Genomic DNA, 20,996 nt, shown 5'->3' with positions numbered 1-20,996 from the left:
CCTGGAGATCAGTTCTCCGGGGGCCTTCCGTCGTTCTCGCTCCCCGAGAACCGCTGCAGCATCCAGGACGAGAAGGACCCGGTGACCGTGCCCAGCAGGGCCAGACCGCAGGCCATCAGCCCCGCGGCGATGAACCGCCCCAGGGTGGTCACCGGGACGTAGTCGCCGTAGCCGACCGTGGAGAGGGTCGAGCAGGTCCACCAGAGGGAGTCGCCGAAGGTCCGGATGTTGGCGTTCGGGGCCGAGCGTTCGGCCTGGTAGACGGCGAGGGCGCCGGAGAAGCCCAGCAGCGAGATCGACAGCGCCGAGTAGGCCGCCACGCGCGCGTGCAGCCCCATCCGGGGCTCACCGTGCCGGCGCTGCATCGCCTCGTACGTCCGCACGACCCGCACCGGCCGCAGCAGGGGCAGCACCAGGACGACGGTGTCCAGCCAGTGCCGTCGTACGAACCCCGGTCCCTCGCGGCTGAGCCGCCAGCGCACCGCGTAGTCGACGCCGAACATCGCCCAGGTCGTGTAGGTGAGTGACAGCAGGACGGCGTGCACGGCCTCGGGCAGGTTCGGCTCCAGCACATGCACCGCGTACGAGCTCAGGAAGACCAGCGACGCGATGCCGAGCGGCAGGTCGGTCCGTCGGTCCCAGCGGTCCAGCCGGCTGTGGTCGTCCATCCGCCCAGCTTCGCCGCCGAGCGGTTTGTGCTGGCCCCGGCGACACGCCGCGAACGGGCGAAGCCATATGCTTTCTGGCATGACGAGTGAGCCGGAGCAGCAGATCGGAGTGGGGACGCAGGACGCGTTCCAGCGCCTGTGGACGCCCCACCGGATGGCCTACATCCAGGGCGAGAACAAGCCGACCGGCCCCGGGGCCGATGACGGCTGTCCCTTCTGCTCGATCCCGGCCAAGTCCGACGAGGACGGACTGATCGTCCGGCGCGGTGAGCATGTCTACGCGGTGCTGAACCTCTACCCGTACAACGGCGGCCACCTGATGACGGTGCCGTACCGCCATGTCGCCGACTACACGGACCTGACCGGCCCGGAGACCGTCGAACTCGCCGAGCTGACCAAGCAGGCGATGACGGCCCTGCGCAGCGCGTCCGGCGCCCACGGCTTCAACATCGGCATGAACCAGGGCACGGTGGCGGGCGCCGGCATCGCGGCCCACCTGCACCAGCACATCGTGCCCCGCTGGGGCGGCGACACCAACTTCATGCCGGTGGTGGGCCATACGCGCGTGCTGCCGCAGCTGCTGGCCGACACCAGGAAGATGCTGGCCGAGGCCTGGCCGACGGCCTAGGCCCGACGGCTCCCCACTCCTGCGGTTCCCCTTCCCCAAGCCGGGGGGAGGGGCTCAGGCGTCGTACTTGTCGGCCTTCTTCGGTGACGCCTCCTGGACCGACCCGCTGAGGGCGCCCGCGCGTGACGTGAACTTGTCGGTGTTGACGTCGTGTTCCTTGAGCACGCTGAGCGCGGCCCGGTGCACCGCGCGGAGTATCGGGGTGGCCGCGCGCAGCGCGTCGTCGGCCATGAAGCGGTGGTTCCAGGGCTGGTCGGCCCAGGCGTGCCGCAGGCCGAACGGCTCGGGCAGGCCTATGGAACCGCCGAGCCACTTCAGCAGCGGCGGGTACCAGCTGACCGTCGCCCGCGCGGCGAGCCGGACCACCTCGTCCGGGGTGACCAGCGGCAGCTTGACGGTCCGGGTCTCCCAGAACCGCACGGTCTTGGCGACCGTCTTCGTGGGCGCCTCGGGCTTGCCGCTGAACAGGCCGTTGACCGGGCCCAGGGCATGGCCGGTGACCTCGATGCGGAGGGTCTCCTTGAGCACGGTCACGGTGGCCATCATCGTGATGATCAGCTCGCCGTTCCACAGGTGCGGCCACTGCACGCCGAGGTAGTGCCGGTCGCCCTTGTCGAAGTGGTTCTTGTTGCAGATGTCCTCGACGTCCTTGGGCCCGACCTTGTAGTCGGTTCCCTCGGGCCGGGACACCGCCTTGGCGCCCTCACCGACGTGGCTGACGATCCAGTGCCTGACCTGCGGTTCGGGGAAGCCGCCGGTCTTGAGGTGCTGCCGGTGCAGCACGCTCAGCTCCTTCTCGATCTCCCGGACCACCGTCCAGGCGCGGAACTCGTGGATGCCCTTGACCGGGTCGAGCGGGACCAGCTCCTCCGCGAGGTGCCAGGAGCCCCAGCGGGTGCCCATGCCGAGTATGCCCTTGGAGCCGGCGTAGAAGACCGCGTTGGACTGCTGCTCGGCGCTGAGCCGGGCCAGGGACTGGCGCAGCTGCTCGGCCGCGGCCTGGTCGGGGCTGGTCGGCACCGCCTCGGGGACCTTCGCGCCGACGCTGCCGCCGGAGAGCAGACCGCCCCAGGCCTCGCGCAGGTCCTTCGCGGTGCTCTCGCACAGCCGCTTGGCCAGGTACCAGCCGACGACCGGGAGCACGATGCAGCCGCGCGCGTACCAGCCCCAGAAGCCGGTGAGCGGCATCCGGATCAGGAAGATCACCGCGAGCACGCCGACGGCGGCCAGCAGGGCGCTGCCGAGCCCGGAGACCCGCTTGTTGTCGGCCTTCAGCATGGTGGCCCGGAGCTGGAAGACGAGCAGCCAGATCAGCAGGCCGGGCAGGAAGAGCACCCCGCACAGGAACATGATGGCGGTCAGCCGCTGGTCGCGTTCCCGGCGGATGCGGTTGGCGGCGAGGCAGTGTTCGACGACCACCTGGGGCTCGCTGCCGAAGGACTGGATGAGCGGCTTGCGGCCGACGCCCAGCATGCGGTCGATGACGGCCTGGGAGTACGCCTCACCGAAGTTGGGCCGGAAGATCTTCGCCCACTTGCGGCCCTCGTTGACCGCGGACTGGTGCCACTCGTTGTCGGCCTTCTTGATCTCCTCCATCGGCGTGTCCCGGTAGGCGGCCGAGGCCAGGGCGTAGGTCGGGGCCTGCGCCTCGCCGCCCGGCCTGGGCACCTGCGGCCCGAAGAAGTCCTCGAAGCTCATTCCCGCCCCCACTTGCCGCCGTCCCGCTCCTGCGGCTTTCCCGACTTCCGTACTCCGCACACCTGTTGATCAAGTACTCAGAGTATCCCCAGCCACCGACAACCGTCGGCGGACGGCCGAAGCCGTCCGCCGAACACCGTTGTTGTCGACTATGAGGGCACCTACGAGGCTTCCTTCGCCTGTTCACGGATCCGGTCGGCGATCTGCGGGGGCATCGGCTCGTGCCGGGCGTAGGAGCGGCTGAAACGCGCCGTCCCGTGCGACAGCGAGCGCAGGTCCACCGCGTACCGGCCGATCTCGAACTCGGGCACCTCGGCCTTGATGAGGGTGCGCCCGCCGCTGGTCTGCTCGGTGCCCAGCACCCGGCCGCGCCGCCCGGACAGGTCGCTCATCACCGCGCCCACGTAGTCGTCGCCGACCAGCACCGACACCTCGGCCACCGGCTCCAGGAGATGGATCCTGGCATCCGCGGCCGCCTCCCTCAGCGCCAGCGCGCCCGCCGTCTGGAAGGCCGCGTCGGAGGAGTCCACCGAGTGCGCCTTGCCGTCGAGCAGGGTGACCCGCACGTCGATCAGCGGATAGCCGGCGGCGACCCCTTTGGCGGCCTGGGCCCGGATGCCCTTCTCGACGGACGGGATGAACTGCCGGGGCACCGCGCCGCCGACCACCTTGTCGACGAACTCGATGCCCGAGCCGCCGGGCAGGGGTTCCACCTCGATCTCGCAGATCGCGAACTGCCCGTGCCCGCCGGACTGTTTGACGTGCCGGCCGCGTCCGCCGGACTTCCCGGCGAACGTCTCCCGCAGGGACACCCGGTGCGGTACGACGTCGACCTGGACGCCGTACCGGCTGCGCAGCCGCTCCAGGGCGACGTCCGCGTGCGCCTCGCCGAGGCACCACAGCACCACCTGGTGGGTGTCCTGGTTCTGTTCGAGCCGCATCGTCGGGTCCTCGGCGACCAGGCGGGACAGGCCCTGCGAGAGCTTGTCCTCGTCCGGCTTGCTGTGCGCCTGGATGGCGAGCGGCAGCAGCGGGTCGGGCATCTCCCAGGGCTCCATGAGCAGCGGGTCGTCCTTGCCGGAGAGGGTGTCCCCGGTCTCCGCCCGGCCGAGTTTCGCCACGCACGCGAGGTCACCGGCGATGACATGGGTGACCGCGCGCTGCTGTTTGCCGAACGGGGTGGACAGGGCGCCGACCCGTTCGTCGACGTCGTGGTCCTCGTGGCCGCGGTCGGCCAGGCCGTGCCCGGAGACATGGACGGTCTCGTCGGGGCGCAGGGTGCCGGAGAAGACCCGGACCAGCGAGACGCGGCCGACGTACGGGTCGGACGCGGTCTTCACGACCTCCGCGACCAGCGGACCGCCGGTGTCGCACGGTTTGATCTCGCGCGGTGTGCCGTCGAGGGTGGTGACACCCGGCGTGGGGTGCTCGAACGGGGTCGGGAACCCGCCCGTGACCAGTTCGAGGAGTTCCACCGTGCCGAGCCCCTGGCGGGCGCCGTCGGCGGCCGGGGCGGCGGCCAGGACGGGGAAGAACGCCCCGCGGGCCACGGCCCGCTCCAGGTCCTCGATCAGGGTCTTGAGATCGATCTCCTCGCCGCCCAGATAGCGGTCCATGAGGGTCTCGTCCTCGCTCTCCGAGATGATCCCCTCGATGAGCCGGTTGCGGGCCTCCTCGATGTCCGGCAGCTGGTCGGGGCCCGGCTCGGCCTCCTTGCGCTCCCCGGAGGAGTAGTCGAACAGCTTCTGGGTGAGCAGCCCGACCAGCCCGGTCACGGGCGCGTGCCCGTCCGGGCCCGCCGCGCCGTGCAGCGGCAGGTAGAGGGGGAGCACGGCGTCGGGGTCGTCGGCGCCGAACGCCTCGGCGCACACCCGGGTCATCTCCGCGAAGTCCGCGCGGGCGGCCTCCAGGTGCGTGACGACGATCGCCCGCGGCATCCCGACCGCCGCGCACTCCTCCCACACCATCCGGGTCGAGCCGTCCACCCCGTCCGAGGCCGAGACGACGAAGAGGGCCGCGTCCGCCGCGCGCAGACCGGCCCTCAGCTCACCGACGAAGTCGGCGTATCCCGGGGTGTCCAGGATATTGATCTTGATTCCGTTCCAGTCGACCGGTACCAGCGACAGCTGTACGGAGCGCTGCTGCCGGTGCTCGATGTCGTCGTAGTCCGACACGGTGCCGCCGTCCTCCACACGGCCCGCCCGGTTGACGGCTCCCGCGGTCAGCGCGAGAGCCTCCACCAAGGTGGTCTTGCCCGATCCGGAGTGGCCGACCAGCACCACATTCCGTACGGACGCGGGGTGGTCGGCCGCCGTAGCCCTGCCGGCGGCCCCGGGGTGTTCCTTGATCTTGTCGCCCATGGCTATGCCTCCCGTGCACGGTGAGGTCTCTGTGGGCGCGGGCGAGCATGGCGGGCCGCGTGCGGTGGCGGCTCCGATGACGCCCGCGGTTATTCGAGCTTTCCACTCCCGTCACGGTGCGTCCATACGGACGACGCGATCGTGCCCGCGGGACCCGTCCCGGAGGACCGCCGGTGCCGTCTGCGAGTGCCCGCCCGTCGCACACACGCGCGCGTGGCTACGATGGGCCAGCCGGGGTGGCCAGCAGGGGCCGCACGGCGCTACGACCGTCGGGAAGGCCATGCTGAACAAGTACGCGCGTGCATTCTTCACGCGTGTCCTCACACCGTTCGCCGCGTTTCTCATCCGCCGGGGAGTGAGCCCGGACACGGTCACGCTCCTCGGCACGGCCGGAGTGGTCGCGGGCGCGCTGGTGTTCTTCCCCCGGGGCGAGTTCTTCTGGGGCACGATCGTGATCACGCTGTTCGTGTTCTCGGACCTGGTCGACGGCAACATGGCCCGCCAGCTGGGCCGCACCAGCCGCTGGGGCGCCTTCCTGGACTCCACCCTGGACCGGGTCGCCGACGGCGCGATCTTCGGCGGCTTCGCCCTCTGGTACGCGGGCAACGGGAACGACAACGTGCTGTGCGCGGTCTCCATCTTCTGCCTGGCCAGCGGCCAGGTGGTGTCGTACACCAAGGCGCGCGGCGAGTCGATCGGGCTGCCGGTGGCCGTCAACGGTCTCGTGGAGCGCGCCGAGCGCCTGGTGATCTCGCTGGTGGCGGCCGGTCTGGCCGGTTTCCACAAGTTCGGCGTGCCGGGCATCCAGATCCTGCTCCCGATCGCCCTGTGGGTGGTCGCCGCCGGCAGCCTGGTCACCCTGATCCAGCGGGTCGTCACGGTCCGTCGCGAGTCCGCCGAGGCGGAGGCGGCGGCCGAGCGCGAGAAGGCCTCGCACGGGAGCGAGGCCTCCCAGTGAGCGCCGCCGACCGGCTCACCGACGCCCTGTACGGACTCGGCTGGGGCACCGTGAAGAAGCTCCCCGAGCCGGTCGCCGTACGCCTGGGCGACTCCATCGCGGACCTCGCCTGGCGGCAGCGCGGCAAGGGCGTCCAGCGGCTGGAATCCAACTACGCGCGCGTGGTGCCCGACGCGAGCCCGGAGCGGCTGCGCGAGCTCTCCCGCGCGGGCATGCGCTCGTACCTGCGCTACTGGATGGAGTCCTTCCGCCTCCCCGCCTGGAGCGAGGACCGTGTCCGGGGCGGATTCGACGTCAAGGACGTCCATCACCTCACCGACGGCCTCGCCTCGGACCGGGGCGTGATCATCGCGCTGCCGCACCTGGCCAACTGGGACCTGGCCGGCGCCTGGGTCACCACCGAGCTGAAGACCCCGTTCACCACGGTCGCCGAGCGCCTCAAGCCCGAGACGCTCTACGACCGGTTCGTCGCCTACCGCGAGGGCCTCGGCATGGAGGTCCTGCCGCACAGCGGCGGCACCGCCTTCGGCACCCTGGCCCGCAGGCTCCGCGACGGCGGCTTGATCTGCCTGGTGGCCGACCGCGACCTGTCCGAGTCGGGGGTGGAGGTCGACTTCTTCGGCGACACCGCGCGGATGCCCGCGGGACCCGCCCTGCTGGCCCAGCAGACCGGCGCGATCCTCCTGCCCGTCACGCTCTGGTACGACGACACCCCCGTCATGAAGGGCCGGGTGCACGCCCCGGTCGACGTGCCCGAGTCAGGTGACCGGGCCTCGAAGACGTCTGTCATGACACAGGCGCTGGCCGACGCCTTCGCCACCGGGATCGCCGAGCATCCGGAGGACTGGCACATGCTGCAGCGTTTGTGGCTCGCGGACCTCGACCCCGCGAAGGGACCGTCGTGAGGATCGGCATCGTCTGCCCCTACTCCTGGGACGTCCCGGGTGGCGTCCAGTTCCACATCCGCGATCTCGCCGAGTACTTCATCCGGCTCGGCCACGACGTCTCCGTGCTCGCCCCCGCCGACGACGACACCCCGCTGCCGCCCTACGTCGTCTCGGCGGGCCGCGCGGTCCCGGTGCCGTACAACGGCTCGGTGGCCCGCCTCAACTTCGGGTTCCTGTCTGCGGCGCGGGTGCGCCGCTGGCTGCACGACGGCGCGTTCGACGTGGTCCACATCCACGAGCCGACCTCGCCCTCCCTCGGCCTGCTGACCTGCTGGGCCGCCCAGGGGCCGATGGTCGCGACCTTCCACACCTCCAACCCGCGCTCCCGCGCGATGATCGCCGCCTACTCGATCCTCCAGGCCGCCCTGGAGAAGATCAGCGCCCGGATCGCGGTCAGCGAGTACGCCCGCCGCACGCTGGTGGAGCACCTCGGCGGGGACGCGGTGGTCATCCCCAACGGTGTCGACGTCGACTTCTTCGCCAAGGCCGAACCGCGCCCCGAGTGGCAGGGCGACACGATCGGCTTCATCGGCCGGATCGACGAGCCCCGCAAGGGCCTGCCGGTCCTGATGAGGGCCCTCCCCAAGATCTTCGCCGCGCGCCCGCAGGCCAGGCTCCTGGTGGCCGGCCGGGGCGACGAGGAGGCCGCGGTCGAGTCCCTCCCCGCCGAACTGCGCTCCCGCGTCGAGTTCCTCGGCATGGTCAGCGACGAGGACAAGGCCCGCTTCCTGCGCAGCCTCGACCTGTACATCGCGCCCAACACGGGCGGCGAGAGCTTCGGCATCATCCTGGTCGAGGCCCTGTCCGCGGGCGCTCCCGTCCTCGCCTCCGACCTCGACGCCTTCGCCCAGGTCCTGGACCAGGGCGCGGCCGGCGAGCTCTTCGCCAACGAGGACGCGGACGCGCTGGCCGAGGCGGCGGTACGGCTCCTGGAGAACCCGGAACGCCGGGCCGAGCTGCGCGAACGCGGCAGCGTCCATGTGCGGCGCTTCGACTGGTCCACGGTGGGCGCGGACATCCTGTCGGTGTACGAGACGGTGACGGCGGGCGCGGCGGCGGTGGCGGCGGACGAGCGGTCGGGGTTGCGGGCGCGGTTCGGGTTGGCGCGGGATTAGTGAGCCGCGAGGGGTCGTCTGATCTGGTGCGGCTTCGTTGTGGCTGGTCGCGCCCGCGCGGCGGTAGCCGCACATCGGATACAGCCCCGCGCCCCTTCGGGGCGCTCGTGTCGGCGTCTCCTATAGCGTTCCGTCCGTGACCGCAACGCTCATCTGGATTCTTGCCGCCCTTGTGGTGATCGGCCTGTACCTGAGCTGGACCGCAGGGCGGCTCGACCGGCTGCACTCGCGGATCGACGCCGCCCGTGCCGCCCTCGATGCCCAGCTGCTCAGGCGTGCCTCCGTGGCGCAGGAGCTGGCGACCTCGGGGGTGCTGGATCCTGCCGCCTCGATCGTGCTGTACGAGGCGGCGCACGCCGCCCGGCAGGCCGAGGAGGAGCAGCGGGAGGTCGCGGAGAGCGAACTGAGCCAGGCGCTACGGGCGGTCTTCGAGGATCCGCAGCAGGTGGAGGAGGTTCGTGAGGCGCCCGGTGGCGAGGCCGCGGCGACCGAGCTGGCCGAGGCCGTGCGCCGGGTCCCGATGGCCCGCCGTTTCCACAACGACGCCGTCGGCGCGGCCCGCCGGCTCCGCGAACACCGCAAGGTCAGGTGGTTCCGGCTGGCCGGACACGCGCCCTTCCCACTGGCCTTCGAAATGGACGACGAGCCGCCGACCGCGCTGGTCGAGCGGGCCGCCTAGGGCCAAAACGATCCACCGGCTTCCCATTGGCCCTTGCTGTGGACTGGTCCGCTCGCGTTTCCTCGGTGTTCGCAGAAACCCTCTTTCACTTCAGCGAGGTCACCCGTGTCCACCATCGACAACCAGGCCCCCGAGACCGGTACCGCCCGTGTGAAGCGCGGCATGGCCGAGCAGCTCAAGGGCGGCGTGATCATGGACGTCGTCACGCCGGAGCAGGCGAAGATCGCGGAGGACGCGGGCGCCGTCGCCGTCATGGCCCTGGAGCGGGTCCCGGCCGACATCCGCAAGGACGGCGGGGTCGCCCGGATGTCCGACCCGGACATGATCGAGGGCATCATCGAGGCCGTCTCCATCCCGGTCATGGCCAAGTCCCGCATCGGCCACTTCGTCGAGGCCCAGGTCCTGCAGTCCCTCGGCGTCGACTACATCGACGAGTCCGAGGTCCTCACCCCGGCCGACGAGGTCAACCACTCCGACAAGTGGGCGTTCACCACCCCCTTCGTCTGCGGCGCCACCAACCTCGGTGAGGCCCTGCGCCGGATCGCCGAGGGCGCGGCCATGATCCGCTCCAAGGGCGAGGCCGGCACCGGCAACGTCGTCGAGGCGGTCCGCCACCTGCGCCAGATCAAGGGCGAGATCGCCAAGCTGCGCGGCTGCGACAACAACGAGATCTACGCCGCCGCCAAGGAGCTGCGCGCCCCCTTCGAGCTGGTCAAGGAGGTCGCCGAGCTCGGCAAGCTGCCGGTGGTGCTGTTCTCCGCCGGTGGTGTCGCCACCCCAGCCGACGCCGCGCTGATGCGTCAGCTCGGCGCCGAGGGCGTCTTCGTCGGCTCCGGCATCTTCAAGTCCGGCGACCCGGCCAAGCGCGCCGCGGCCATCGTCAAGGCGACCACCTTCTACGACGACCCGAAGATCATCGCGGACGCGTCCCGCAACCTCGGCGAGGCCATGGTCGGCATCAACTGCGACACCCTCCCCGAGGCCGAGCGTTACGCGAACCGGGGCTGGTGATGACCACTCCCGTGGTCGGAGTGCTCGCGCTCCAGGGCGACGTACGGGAACACCTCGTCGCCCTGGCCGCGGCCGACGCCGTGGCCAGGCCGGTCCGGCGCCCCGAGGAACTCGCCGAGGTGGACGGCCTGGTCATCCCCGGCGGCGAGTCCACCACCATCTCCAAGCTGGCCGTCCTGTTCGGCGTGATGGAGCCCCTCCGCGCGCGCGTGCGGGACGGTCTGCCCGTCTACGGCACCTGCGCGGGCATGATCATGCTCGCCGACAAGATCCTCGACCCGCGCTCGGGCCAGGAGACGATCGGCGGTATCGACATGATCGTGCGCCGCAACGCCTTCGGTCGTCAGAACGAGTCGTTCGAGGCGGCGGTCGACGTACGCGGCGTCGACGGCGATCCTGTAGAGGGCGTGTTCATCCGCGCCCCCTGGGTCGAGTCCGTGGGCGCCGACGTCGAGGTGCTCGCCGAGCACGAGGGCCACATCGTCGCGGTCCGCCAGGGCAACGCGCTCGCCACGTCGTTCCACCCGGAACTGACCGGCGACCACCGTGTGCACTCCCTGTTCGTCGACATGGTGCACGCGAACCGGGCGACGGAGTCCTAGTAGGATCTCTGGCGTTCGTTGTTCGGATGGGTTACGCGAAGGAGACAGGCAGATGTCCGGCCACTCTAAATGGGCTACGACGAAGCACAAGAAGGCCGTGATCGATGCCAAGCGCGGCAAGCTCTTCGCGAAGCTGATCAAGAACATCGAGGTCGCGGCCCGCATGGGCGGCGTCGACATCGAGGGCAACCCGACCCTCTACGACGCCATCCAGAAGGCGAAGAAGCAGTCGGTCCCCAACAAGAACATCGACTCCGCGGTCAAGCGCGGCGGTGGTCTTGAGGCCGGTGGCGCCGACTACGAGACGATCATGTACGAGGGCTACGGCCCGAACGGCGTCGCGGTGCTCATCGAGTGCCTCACCGACAACCGCAACCGCGCCGCCTCCGACGTGCGCGTCGCCATGACCCGCAACGGCGGCAACATGGCCGACCCGGGCTCGGTGTCGTACCTCTTCAACCGCAAGGGCGTCGTCATCGTCCCCAAGAGCGGGCTGACCGAGGACGACGTCCTCGGTGCCGTCCTGGACGCGGGCGCCGAGGAGGTCAACGACCTGGGCGAGTCCTTCGAGGTGCTCAGCGAGGCCACCGACATGGTCGCCGTCCGCACCGCCCTCCAGGACGCCGGGATCGACTACGACTCCGCCGAGGCCAACTTCGTCCCGACCATGCAGGTCGAGCTGGACGAGGAGGGCGCCAAGAAGATCTTCAAGCTGATCGACGCGCTCGAGGACAGCGACGACGTGCAGAACGTCTTCGCCAACTTCGACGTCAGCGACGAGGTCATGGAGAAGGTCGACGCGTAACGCCGCATCGGGCCGCATCAGGCTGAACGGACCGAACGGGCCGACGGGACACACCCGTCGGCCCTTCGTCATGTCGGCCGTTGTCGGTGGTACCGGATAGCCTGCACAAACTGGGGGCACCTCCCAGCGATAGCTGGGGGAGACCGAAGGGAGAGGGCGCGTGCGCGTCTTGGGGGTGGACCCAGGGCTGACCCGCTGTGGTGTCGGGGTCGTCGAGGGCGTGGCCGGGCGGCCGCTCACGATGGTGGGCGTGGGGGTCGTACGGACGCCGGCGGATGCCGAACTCGGCCTGCGGCTCGTCGCCATCGAGCAGGGCATCGAGCAGTGGCTGGACGAGCACCGGCCCGAATTCGTCGCCGTGGAGCGGGTGTTCAGCCAGCACAACGTACGGACCGTGATGGGCACCGCCCAGGCCAGTGCCGTCGCCATGCTGTGCGCCGCCCGCCGGGGCATCCCCGTCGCCCTGCACACCCCCAGCGAGGTCAAGGCCGCCGTCACCGGCTCCGGACGCGCCGACAAGGCCCAGGTCGGCGCCATGGTCACCCGGCTGCTCCGGCTCAGCGCCCCGCCCAAGCCCGCCGACGCCGCCGACGCCCTCGCGCTCGCCATCTGCCACATCTGGCGCGCCCCCGCCCAGAACCGACTCCAGCAGGCCGTCGCCCTGCACGCAGCCAACGCAACGAAAGGCCGTACGGCATGATCGCCTTCGTCAGCGGCCCGGTCGCCGCCCTCGCCCCGGACTCCGCGGTCGTCGAGGTCGGAGGGATCGGCATCGCCGTCCAGTGCTCGCCCAACACCCTGTCCGGGCTGCGCATGGGCCAGCAGACCAAACTCGCCACCTCCCTTGTCGTACGGGAGGACTCGCTCACCCTGTACGGCTTCGTCGACGACGACGAGAAGCAGGTCTTCGAGCTGCTGCAGACGGCGAGCGGTGTCGGCCCCCGGCTCGCCCAGGCGATGCTCGCCGTGCACAGCCCGGACGCGCTGCGCCGCGCGGTCGCCACGGGCGACGAGAAGGCGCTGATCGCCGTGCCCGGCATCGGCAAGAAGGGCGCGCAGAAGCTGCTGCTGGAGCTGAAGGACCGGCTGGGCGAGCCCATCGGCGCCCCCGCGATCGGCGCGCCGGTCAGCCAGGGCTGGCGGGACCAGCTGCACGCGGCCCTGATCGGCCTCGGCTACGCGACCCGGGAGGCCGAGGAGGCCGTGACCGCCGTGACCCCGCAGGCCGAGGCGGCGGGCGGCACCCCGCAGGTCGGCCAGTTGCTGAAGGCCGCCCTCCAGACCCTCAACCGCGCCCGCTGACCCCACCACCGCTGAGGCACATCACTTATGAACTGGGACGACACGACCGACACCGGCGCCGACGCGGAGCGGCTGGTGGGCGCCGTCGCCGACCGTGAGGACCAGGCCGTAGAGGCCGCGCTGCGCCCCAAGGACCTGGGCGAGTTCATCGGGCAGGAGAAGGTCCGCGAGCAGCTCGACCTGGTCCTGCGCGCCGCACGCGCGCGGGGCGCCACCGCCGACCACGTGCTGCTCTCCGGCGCGCCCGGCCTGGGCAAGACCACCCTCTCCATGATCATCGCGGCCGAGATGGGCGCGCCGATCCGCATCACCTCCGGTCCCGCCATCCAGCACGCGGGCGACCTGGCCGCGATCCTCTCCTCCCTCCAGGAGGGCGAGGTCCTCTTCCTCGACGAGATCCACCGCATGTCGCGGCCCGCCGAGGAGATGCTGTACATGGCGATGGAGGACTTCCGCGTCGACGTGATCGTCGGCAAGGGCCCGGGCGCCACCGCGATCCCGCTGGAGCTGCCGCCGTTCACGCTGGTCGGCGCCACCACGCGCGCGGGCCTGCTGCCGCCCCCGCTGCGCGACCGTTTCGGTTTCACCGCGCACATGGAGTTCTACGAGCCCACCGAGCTGAAGCGGGTCGTCCATCGCTCGGCCAACCTCCTCGACGTCGAGATCGACCCCGCGGGCGCCGCCGAGATCGCCGGCCGCTCGCGCGGTACGCCCCGGATCGCCAACCGGCTGCTGCGCCGGGTCCGCGACTACGCGCAGGTCAAGGCCGACGGGCTGATCAACCGCGAGATCGCGCACGCGGCGCTGGCCGTCTACGAGGTGGACGAGCGCGGCCTCGACCGGCTCGACCGGGCCGTCCTGGAGGCCCTGCTCAAGCTGTTCGGCGGCGGCCCGGTGGGCCTGTCGACGCTGGCGGTGGCGGTGGGGGAGGAGCGCGAGACGGTCGAGGAGGTCGCCGAGCCCTTCCTGGTCCGCGAGGGCCTGCTCGCCCGCACTCCGCGCGGCCGCGTCGCCACCCCCGCCGCGTGGGCCCATCTGGGCCTGACCGCCCCGCGCGGTGCGGCGGGCGGAACCGGTCAGCAGGACCTTTTCGGCACGTGACGCCCCCGCGGCGGGGCTGGCGGACGGGTCGCCGCCCGTCCGCCAGGGCCCGACGCCAGACGTGATCTCTTCGTGACGGCGGGGTATTGGCGGGCGCAGGAACCCAGGTGCCATGCTGAGCGTTGTTCCATGCGCGCGGACTCGCTTAGACTCCGCCGATGCCGCCTTTGCGGGCGGCGCCGACCACGCCCCCATCATCCAGGCCGCTCACCGCCGCGGCTGCGCGAAGGAAATTCCGTCCCGTGAATACCTTGACCCTTCTCCCGCTCATCGTGCTCATCGCGGCCATGTTCCTGCTGACGCGGTCGAACAAGAAGAGGCAGCAGCAGGCCCAGAACATGCGGAACGAGGTGCAGCCCGGCAGCGGTGTCCGCACCATCGGCGGCATGTACGCGACGGTCAAGGAAGTGAACGACGACACGGTCCTGCTCGACGCGGGCCCGGGCGTCGAGCTTCTCTTCGCGAAGAACGCGATCGGCTCCGTCCTCACCGACGACGAGTACAACCGCATCGTGCACGGCGTCGAGCACGACCTGAAGTCCGACGCCGCCGTCGTCCCGGACGACGCCTCCTCCCTCACCGAGACCGACGACGAGTCGGCCGACGCTGCCGCCGCCTCCGACGACAAGGCCGTCGACCTCGGCAAGAAGGACGAGGCCGAGGAGACCGCCGAGGCGAAGACCGAGGACAAGGCCGAGGACGAGGTCGAGGAGGCCGGGACCGTCGAGGCGAAGGCCGGCGAAGAGCCGAAGAAGACCGACGGCGAGACCGACGCGAAGTAGCCGCGACCCGGGGGGTGGTGCGCGCGTCCCGCGCGCACCCCGCACCCCGGGCGCGTCTGTTTCCCGCAAGGGATCCCGACACCAGTCATGGCCGACCGCGCCGACCAGGCGCGCGGCGGCCCGAGAGGGAGTACGAGAAGGTGGCAGCACCTAAGAGGGGCCGGAGCGCGAGCGCCCAGAGCAAGCCAGGGCGCTCGCTGGCCCTGATCCTGATCGCCATCGTGGCGCTCACCGGCGGAATGTTCGCCTCGGGGCACACCACTCCGCGCCTGGGCATCGACCTCGCCGGCGGCACGAGCATCACGCTGCAGGCGAAGGCCGACCAAGGGTCCGCGATCAACAAGGCCAACATGGACACCGCGGTCGACATCATGAACCGCCGTGTCAACGGTCTCGGTGTCTCCGAGGCGGAGGTGCAGACCCAGGGGACGAGCAACATCATCGTCAACATCCCCAAGGGCACCAACTCCGAGGAAGCCCGTCAGCAGGTCGGCACCACCGCGAAGCTGTACTTCCGCCCGGTCCTGGCCAGCGAGGCCAGCGCCGGCGCCGCGGCGAGCGCCTCCCCGAGCGCGTCCGCCAGCGGCAGCTCCACCGCCTCGCCCAGCGCGACCCCGTCGAGCAGCGCGTCGGCCTCCGAGAAGGCGACCGGAACGTCCTCCGCGTCCCCGTCGTCCTCCGCCACCTCGCAGGGCCGGGCCGTCACCGACGCCCTGAAGGCCGACTCCACGCCGTCCTCCTCGGCGAGCGCCTCCTCCTCGGCGAGCCCCTCCGCCGACGCCTCGGCCTCCGCGAGCGCCTCGGCCGCCGCCTCGAAGCTGGAGGCCCAGTACACCGCGCTGGACTGCTCCAAGCCCGCGCAGCGCGCCACGGCCGGCAAGAAGGCCAAGCCGACCGACACGACCGTCGCCTGCGGCAAGATCTCCGGCGTCTGGTACAAGTACGTGCTCGGCCCGGCCGCCGTCGACGGCACCGAGGTCAAGAAGGCCCAGGCCGTCTACGACACGCAGGGCGCCTCCGGCTGGCAGGTCCAGATGACCTTCACCGGCAACGGATCCAAGAAGTTCGCCGACATCACCGGCCAGCTCGCCAAGAACTCCCAGCCGCAGAACGAGTTCGGCATCGTCCTGGACGGCGAGGTCGTCTCCAGCCCGTACGTGAGCCAGTCCATCGTCGGCGGCCAGGCGGAGATCTCCGGCAGCTTCACCCAGGAAGAGGCCCAGAGCCTCGCCAACGTGCTGTCGTACGGCGCGCTCCCGCTCTCCTTCCGCGAGGAGAGCGTCACCACCGTGACCGCCGCGCTCGGCGGCGAGCAGCTGCACGCCGGTCTGCTGGCCGGTGCCATCGGCCTCGCGCTCGTCATCATCTACCTGGTGGTCTACTACCGGGGCCTGTCGCTCGTCGCGATCGCCTCGCTGCTGGTCTCCGCGGTCCTGACCTATGTGCTCATGGCCCTGCTGGGCCCGGCCATCGGCTTCGCGCTGAACCTGCCGGCCGTCTGCGGTGCCATCGTCGCGATCGGTATCACAGCGGACTCGTTCATCGTGTTCTTCGAACGCATCCGGGACGAGATCCGCGAGGGCCGCACGCTGCGCCCCGCCGTCGAGCGGGCCTGGCCGCGCGCCCGGCGCACCATCCTGGTCTCCGACTTCGTGTCGTTCCTGGCCGCCGCCGTGCTGTTCATCGTGACCGTCGGCAAGGTCCAGGGCTTCGCGTTCACCCTCGGTCTGACCACCGTGCTCGACGTCGTCGTCGTCTTCTTCTTCACCAAGCCGCTGATGACGATCCTCGCCCGGCGTAAGTTCTTCGCGGGTGGCCACAAGTGGTCCGGACTCGACCCGAAGGGCCTGGGCGCCAAGCCGCCGCTGCGCCGCACCCGCCGTCCCGCCGGTCCCGTCGCCGGCCCTGTCGACCCGAAGGAAGCGTGAGCGATGTCGAAACTCGGCAACCTCGGCGCCCGACTCCACCGCGGCGAGATCAGCTACGACTTCGTCGGCAAGCGCAAGATCTGGTACGGCATCTCCATCCTGATCACCATCACGGCCATCGTCGGCCTGGCGGTGCGCGGCCTGAACATGGGCATCGACTTCCAGGGCGGTGCCGTCTTCACCACCCCGAAGACCAGCGTCTCGGTGTCCCAGGCGGAGACCTACGCGAAGGAGGCCGCGGGCCACGACGCGGTCGTGCAGAAGCTCGGCTCGGGCGGTCTGCGCATCCAGATCGCGGGCATGGACACCGCCAAGTCCGACGCCACCAAGGCGAAGCTCGCCAAGGACATGAACATGTCCACCGAGTCCATCGCCGCCGACCTGGTCGGCCCCAGCTGGGGTGACCAGATCGCCAACAAGGCCTGGGAGGGCCTGGCGATCTTCATGGTCCTCGTGGTGATCTACCTGGCGATCGCCTTCGAGTGGCGGATGGCGGTCGCGGCCCTGGTCGCGCTGATCCACGACATCACCATCACGACCGGTATCTACGCCCTGGTCGGCTTCGAGGTCACGCCCGGTACGGTCATCGGTCTGCTGACGATCCTCGGTTACTCGCTCTACGACACGGTCGTCGTCTTCGACAGCCTCAAGGAGCAGACGAAGGACATCACCAAGCAGACCCGGTTCACCTACAGCGACATCGCCAACCGGTCGATCAACGGCACCCTGGTCCGTTCGATCAACACCACGGTCGTCGCGCTGCTGCCGGTCGCCGGTCTGCTGTTCATCGGCGGCGGCTTCCTCGGCGCGGGCACGCTCAACGACATCTCGCTGTCGCTGTTCGTCGGTCTCGCCGCCGGTGCCTACTCCTCGATCTTCATCGCCACGCCGCTCGTCGCCGACCTCAAGGAGGCCGAGCCGCAGATGAAGGCCCTGAAGAAGCGCGTCCTCGCCAAGCGGGCCCAGGCCGCCGCCGAGGAGGAGCTGGCCGAGACCCGTGGCGGTGCCGACGAGCCCGAGGACGCCGCCGCGGCCGTCGTCGGCCCGCGCAACCAGCCCGCGTCCCGCACCCGGGGCGGCCGTGGCCGGCCCTCGGGGAAGCGCCGATGACCGACGTCAGGGAACTGCTGCTCAGCCGCATCCGGGACGTCGAGGACTACCCGGAGCAGGGCGTGATGTTCAAGGACATCACGCCGCTGCTCGCGGACCCGGCCGCGTTCACCGCGCTCACCGACGAACTGGCCGGGATCGCCGCCGCCACCGGCGCCACCAAGGTCGTCGGCCTGGAGGCCCGGGGCTTCATCCTGGGCGCCCCGGTCGCCGTCCGCGCCGGCCTCGGCTTCATCCCGGTCCGCAAGGCGGGCAAGCTCCCCGGAGCCACCCTGCGCCAGTCCTACGAGCTGGAGTACGGCTCGGCCGAGATCGAGGTACACGCCGAGGACCTCGGCCGGGACGACCGGATCCTGATCGTCGACGACGTGCTCGCCACCGGAGGCACCGCCGAGGCCGCGATCCAGCTGATCCACCGCGCCGGCGCCGAGGTCGCGGGGGTCGCGGTCCTGATGGAGCTGGGCTTCCTCGGCGGCCGAGGCCGCCTGGAGCCGGCCCTGGACGGAGCGCCGCTGGAGGCCCTGCTCCAGGTCTGAGCGCCGTACGACCGGCAGAACGCCCGCCTCTCGGAGGCGGGCGTTCGCGCGTTCCGAGGGCCCCCGGCCACCTGTCGGACACCCCGGAGGAATCCCGCTGCAGCCTCGTGTGTTTCTCCCGTATACGGTTCCCGGTCCGGCCTGCAGGAGATGACCTGGCCCAGGATCGCTACCATGGGGTCTCCGGAACCTGACCGGGGGACCCGGATCGCGCACGAGGAGCCCTCTTGCCAGACGAGGCCCAGCCACTGACAGCCGCCAAGCCCGAGCCCGCCTCGGCGCCCGCGGCCAAGCCCGCGCCGAACGTGTCGCAGACGAAGAACGACACCCGTGGGCCGGTCGAGCATGCCCAGTCCGCGCCCGCCGAGAAGTCGGCCGAGACCTCGCGCCCCAAGCCGGCCCCTCCCGAGCGCCCCGCCGCCCGCCCCAACGCCGGCCAGCCCGCGCGCTCCGGCTCCTCCAACCGCGTCCGCGCCCGCCTGGCCCGCCTCGGCGTGCAGCGCGCCAACCCGTACAACCCGGTCCTGGAACCGCTGCTGCGCATAGTCCGCAGCAACGACCCCAAGATCGAGAACGCCACCCTGCGCCAGATCGAGCGCGCCTACCAGGTCGCCGAGCGCTGGCACCGCGGCCAGAAGCGCAAGAGCGGCGACCCGTACATCACGCACCCGCTCGCGGTCACCACGATCCTCGCCGAACTCGGCATGGACCCGGCGACCCTGATGGCGGGGCTGCTGCACGACACCGTCGAGGACACCGAGTACGGCCTGGAGGACCTGCGCCGCGACTTCGGCGACGTCGTCACGCTGCTCGTCGACGGCGTGACCAAGCTGGACAAGGTCAAGTTCGGCGAGGCCGCGCAGGCCGAGACCGTGCGCAAGATGGTCGTCGCCATGGCCAAGGACCCGCGCGTCCTGGTCATCAAGCTCGCCGACCGCCTGCACAACATGCGCACCATGCGCTACCTCAAGCGCGAGAAGCAGGAGAAGAAGGCGCGCGAGACCCTGGAGATCTACGCGCCGCTCGCCCACCGCCTGGGCATGAACACCATCAAGTGGGAACTGGAGGACCTCGCCTTCGCGATCCTCTACCCCAAGATGTACGACGAGATCGTCCGGCTGGTGGCGGAACGGGCGCCGAAGCGCGACGAGTACCTCGCCATAGTGACCGACGAGGTGCAGTCCGACCTGCGCGCGGCCCGGATCAAGGCGACCGTCACCGGCCGCCCGAAGCACTACTACAGCGTCTACCAGAAGATGATCGTCCGCGGCCGGGACTTCGCGGAGATCTACGACCTGGTGGGCATCCGCGTCCTGGTGGACACCGTCCGCGACTGCTACGCGGCCCTGGGCACCGTCCACGCGCGCTGGAACCCGGTTCCGGGGCGCTTCAAGGACTACATCGCGATGCCCAAGTTCAACATGTACCAGTCGCTGCACACGACGGTCATCGGCCCCAACGGCAAGCCCGTCGAACTCCAGATCCGCACGTTCGACATGCACCGTCGCGCCGAGTACGGCATCGCCGCGCACTGGAAGTACAAGCAGGAGGCCGTCGCCGGCGCCTCCAAGGTGCGCACCGACGTGCCGAAGGCCGGCAAGGGCAAGGACGACCACCTCAACGACATGGCGTGGCTGCGCCAGCTCCTCGACTGGCAGAAGGAGACCGAGGACCCCAGCGAGTTCCTGGAGTCCCTGCGCTTCGACCTCTCCCGCAACGAGGTCTTCGTCTTCACCCCCAAGGGCGATGTCATAGCGCTCCCGGCCGGCTCCACCTCGGTGGACTTCGCGTACGCGGTGCACACGGAGGTCGGTCACCGGACGATAGGGGCGAGGGTCAACGGCCGTCTCGTCCCGCTGGAGTCGACGCTCGACAACGGCGACCTGGTGGAGGTCTTCACCTCCAAGGCGCCCGGCGCCGGTCCCTCCCGGGACTGGCTGGGCTTCGTCAAGTCGCCGCGCGCCCGGAACAAGATCCGCGCCTGGTTCTCCAAGGAGCGCCGGGACGAGGCGATCGAGCAGGGCAAGGACGCCATCGTCCGCGCGATGCGCAAGCAGAACCTGCCGATCCAGCGCATCCTCACCGGCGACTCCCTGGTCACCCTCGCGCACGAGATGCGCTATCCGGACATCTCCTCGCTGTACGCGGCGATCGGCGAGGGCCATGTGGCCGCGCAGAACGTCGTGCAGAAGCTGGTGCAGGCGCTCGGCGGCGAGGAGGCGGCCACCGAGGAGATCGACGAGGCGGTCCCGCCGTCCCGGACCCGCGGCCGCAAGCGGCGCAGCAACCAGGACCCCGGCGTGGTCGTGAAGGGCGTCGACGACGTCTGGGTCAAGCTGGCCCGCTGCTGCACGCCGGTCCCCGGCGACCCGATCATCGGCTTCGTCACCCGCGGCAGCGGGGTGTCGGTGCACCGCAGCGACTGCGTCAACGTCGAGTCGCTGTCCCGTGAGCCCGAGCGCATCCTTGAGGTCGAGTGGGCGCCCACCCAGTCCTCGGTCTTCCTGGTCGCCATCCAGGTCGAGGCCCTGGACCGCTCCCGGCTCCTGTCGGACGTCACCCGGGTGCTGTCCGACCAGCACGTCAACATCCTCTCCGCGGCCGTCCAGACCTCCCGCGACCGGGTGGCCACCTCCCGCTTCACCTTCGAGATGGGCGACCCCAAGCACCTGGGCCACGTCCTGAAGGCGGTACGGGGCGTGGAGGGCGTCTACGACGTCTACCGGGTGACCTCGGCGCGGCAGCAGCGTTAGTCCTGCGGGGCAA

The 20,996-nt window shown here is 70.7% G+C and carries 19 protein-coding genes; 16 read left to right on the top strand and 3 right to left on the bottom strand.

Features of this window, described 5'->3' with window-relative positions:
• Positions 1–8: 8 nt before the first annotated feature.
• Positions 9–668, bottom strand: a complete 660-nt coding sequence (locus ACIPSJ_RS37720) for a potassium channel family protein (protein WP_401352699.1) — start codon at positions 666–668, stop codon at positions 9–11.
• A 67-nt stretch (positions 669–735) separates the two neighbouring features.
• Here ACIPSJ_RS37720 and ACIPSJ_RS37715 point away from each other — a divergent pair, with 67 nt between their 5' ends.
• The gene (locus ACIPSJ_RS37715; RefSeq protein WP_355711035.1) at positions 736–1,296 is read left to right on the top strand and encodes an HIT domain-containing protein; all 561 of its coding nucleotides are present in this window, start codon (positions 736–738) and stop codon (positions 1,294–1,296) included.
• 54 nt (positions 1,297–1,350) lie between these two features.
• Here ACIPSJ_RS37715 and ACIPSJ_RS37710 read toward each other — a convergent pair whose 3' ends face one another.
• A complete protein-coding gene (locus ACIPSJ_RS37710) occupies positions 1,351–2,994 on the bottom strand; it encodes a hypothetical protein (protein ID WP_359222707.1) in 1,644 nt (547 codons plus the stop codon).
• A gap of 161 nt (positions 2,995–3,155) precedes the next feature.
• The gene (locus ACIPSJ_RS37705; protein ID WP_355711037.1) at positions 3,156–5,354 is read right to left on the bottom strand and encodes an elongation factor G-like protein EF-G2; all 2,199 of its coding nucleotides are present in this window, start codon (positions 5,352–5,354) and stop codon (positions 3,156–3,158) included.
• A gap of 280 nt (positions 5,355–5,634) precedes the next feature.
• On the opposite strand from ACIPSJ_RS37705, the gene pgsA reads away from it, so the two are divergent.
• The 15 genes from pgsA (at position 5,635) to ACIPSJ_RS37630 (ending at position 20,983) form a co-directional block, all read left to right on the top strand.
• The gene (pgsA, locus tag ACIPSJ_RS37700) at positions 5,635–6,312 is read left to right on the top strand and encodes a phosphatidylinositol phosphate synthase (RefSeq protein ID WP_359222708.1); all 678 of its coding nucleotides are present in this window, start codon (positions 5,635–5,637) and stop codon (positions 6,310–6,312) included.
• Positions 6,309–7,217 carry a phosphatidylinositol mannoside acyltransferase gene (locus ACIPSJ_RS37695; RefSeq protein ID WP_359222709.1) on the top strand — a complete coding sequence of 303 codons (909 nt, stop codon included), beginning with the start codon at positions 6,309–6,311 and terminating at the stop codon, positions 7,215–7,217. Before pgsA ends, ACIPSJ_RS37695 begins: the two co-directional genes overlap by 4 nt.
• Positions 7,214–8,374, top strand: a complete 1,161-nt coding sequence (locus ACIPSJ_RS37690; protein ID WP_401352696.1) for a glycosyltransferase family 4 protein — start codon at positions 7,214–7,216, stop codon at positions 8,372–8,374. The genes ACIPSJ_RS37695 and ACIPSJ_RS37690 overlap by 4 nt, the downstream gene beginning before the upstream one ends.
• A 136-nt stretch (positions 8,375–8,510) precedes the next feature.
• The gene (locus ACIPSJ_RS37685; RefSeq protein WP_365685188.1) at positions 8,511–9,053 is read left to right on the top strand and encodes a hypothetical protein; all 543 of its coding nucleotides are present in this window, start codon (positions 8,511–8,513) and stop codon (positions 9,051–9,053) included.
• Positions 9,054–9,158: 105 nt separating this feature from the next.
• Positions 9,159–10,064: a pyridoxal 5'-phosphate synthase lyase subunit PdxS gene (pdxS, locus tag ACIPSJ_RS37680; protein WP_355711042.1), complete on the top strand. Its 906-nt coding sequence runs from the start codon at positions 9,159–9,161 to the stop codon at positions 10,062–10,064.
• The gene (gene pdxT, locus ACIPSJ_RS37675) at positions 10,064–10,666 is read left to right on the top strand and encodes a pyridoxal 5'-phosphate synthase glutaminase subunit PdxT (RefSeq protein ID WP_401352693.1); all 603 of its coding nucleotides are present in this window, start codon (positions 10,064–10,066) and stop codon (positions 10,664–10,666) included. The genes pdxS and pdxT overlap by 1 nt, the downstream gene beginning before the upstream one ends.
• 52 nt (positions 10,667–10,718) lie before the next feature.
• Positions 10,719–11,471 carry a YebC/PmpR family DNA-binding transcriptional regulator gene (locus tag ACIPSJ_RS37670; protein WP_401352691.1) on the top strand — a complete coding sequence of 251 codons (753 nt, stop codon included), beginning with the start codon at positions 10,719–10,721 and terminating at the stop codon, positions 11,469–11,471.
• Positions 11,472–11,631: 160 nt separating this feature from the next.
• A complete protein-coding gene (gene ruvC / locus ACIPSJ_RS37665) occupies positions 11,632–12,171 on the top strand; it encodes a crossover junction endodeoxyribonuclease RuvC (RefSeq protein ID WP_359222714.1) in 540 nt (179 codons plus the stop codon).
• Entirely contained in the window at positions 12,168–12,773 is a 606-nt protein-coding gene (gene ruvA, locus ACIPSJ_RS37660) for a Holliday junction branch migration protein RuvA (protein ID WP_359222715.1), read from the top strand. The genes ruvC and ruvA overlap by 4 nt, the downstream gene beginning before the upstream one ends.
• Positions 12,774–12,800: 27 nt before the next feature.
• Positions 12,801–13,874 (top strand): Holliday junction branch migration DNA helicase RuvB, encoded by a 1,074-nt coding sequence (gene ruvB, locus ACIPSJ_RS37655; protein WP_355711046.1) that lies wholly within the window; start codon positions 12,801–12,803, stop codon positions 13,872–13,874.
• A 242-nt stretch (positions 13,875–14,116) separates the two neighbouring features.
• Positions 14,117–14,656: a preprotein translocase subunit YajC gene (yajC, locus tag ACIPSJ_RS37650; protein WP_359222716.1), complete on the top strand. Its 540-nt coding sequence runs from the start codon at positions 14,117–14,119 to the stop codon at positions 14,654–14,656.
• 140 nt (positions 14,657–14,796) lie between these two features.
• Positions 14,797–16,584: a protein translocase subunit SecD gene (gene secD / locus ACIPSJ_RS37645; protein ID WP_401352688.1), complete on the top strand. Its 1,788-nt coding sequence runs from the start codon at positions 14,797–14,799 to the stop codon at positions 16,582–16,584.
• Between the two features lie 3 nt (positions 16,585–16,587).
• Entirely contained in the window at positions 16,588–17,694 is a 1,107-nt protein-coding gene (secF, locus tag ACIPSJ_RS37640) for a protein translocase subunit SecF (protein ID WP_359220443.1), read from the top strand.
• The gene (locus tag ACIPSJ_RS37635) at positions 17,691–18,230 is read left to right on the top strand and encodes an adenine phosphoribosyltransferase (RefSeq protein ID WP_359220441.1); all 540 of its coding nucleotides are present in this window, start codon (positions 17,691–17,693) and stop codon (positions 18,228–18,230) included. Before secF ends, ACIPSJ_RS37635 begins: the two co-directional genes overlap by 4 nt.
• 227 nt (positions 18,231–18,457) lie before the next feature.
• Entirely contained in the window at positions 18,458–20,983 is a 2,526-nt protein-coding gene (locus tag ACIPSJ_RS37630) for a RelA/SpoT family protein (protein ID WP_401352686.1), read from the top strand.
• Positions 20,984–20,996: the final 13 nt, after the last annotated feature.

It is taken from the genome of Streptomyces sp. NPDC090088 (assembly GCF_044747345.1).
Taxonomy (GTDB): Bacteria; Actinomycetota; Actinomycetes; order Streptomycetales; family Streptomycetaceae; genus Streptomyces.
This window is presented reverse-complemented; position numbering and strand designations above follow the sequence as displayed.

Bases quoted from the DNA above. Each gene is read 5' to 3' on its own strand.
- ACIPSJ_RS37720 (WP_401352699.1), bottom strand. From the start codon at position 668: ATGGACGACCACAGCCGGCTGGACCGCTGGGACCGACGGACCGACCTG.
- secF (WP_359220443.1), top strand. From the start codon at position 16,588: ATGTCGAAACTCGGCAACCTCGGCGCCCGACTCCACCGCGGCGAGATC.
- ruvB (WP_355711046.1), top strand. From the start codon at position 12,801: ATGAACTGGGACGACACGACCGACACCGGCGCCGACGCGGAGCGGCTG.
- ACIPSJ_RS37670 (WP_401352691.1), top strand. From the start codon at position 10,719: ATGTCCGGCCACTCTAAATGGGCTACGACGAAGCACAAGAAGGCCGTG.
- pdxT (WP_401352693.1), top strand. From the start codon at position 10,064: ATGACCACTCCCGTGGTCGGAGTGCTCGCGCTCCAGGGCGACGTACGG.
- ACIPSJ_RS37635 (WP_359220441.1), top strand. From the start codon at position 17,691: ATGACCGACGTCAGGGAACTGCTGCTCAGCCGCATCCGGGACGTCGAG.
- ruvA (WP_359222715.1), top strand. From the start codon at position 12,168: ATGATCGCCTTCGTCAGCGGCCCGGTCGCCGCCCTCGCCCCGGACTCC.
- ACIPSJ_RS37715 (WP_355711035.1), top strand. From the start codon at position 736: ATGCTTTCTGGCATGACGAGTGAGCCGGAGCAGCAGATCGGAGTGGGG.
- ACIPSJ_RS37710 (WP_359222707.1), bottom strand. From the start codon at position 2,994: ATGAGCTTCGAGGACTTCTTCGGGCCGCAGGTGCCCAGGCCGGGCGGC.
- pgsA (WP_359222708.1), top strand. From the start codon at position 5,635: ATGCTGAACAAGTACGCGCGTGCATTCTTCACGCGTGTCCTCACACCG.
- ACIPSJ_RS37705 (WP_355711037.1), bottom strand. From the start codon at position 5,354: ATGGGCGACAAGATCAAGGAACACCCCGGGGCCGCCGGCAGGGCTACG.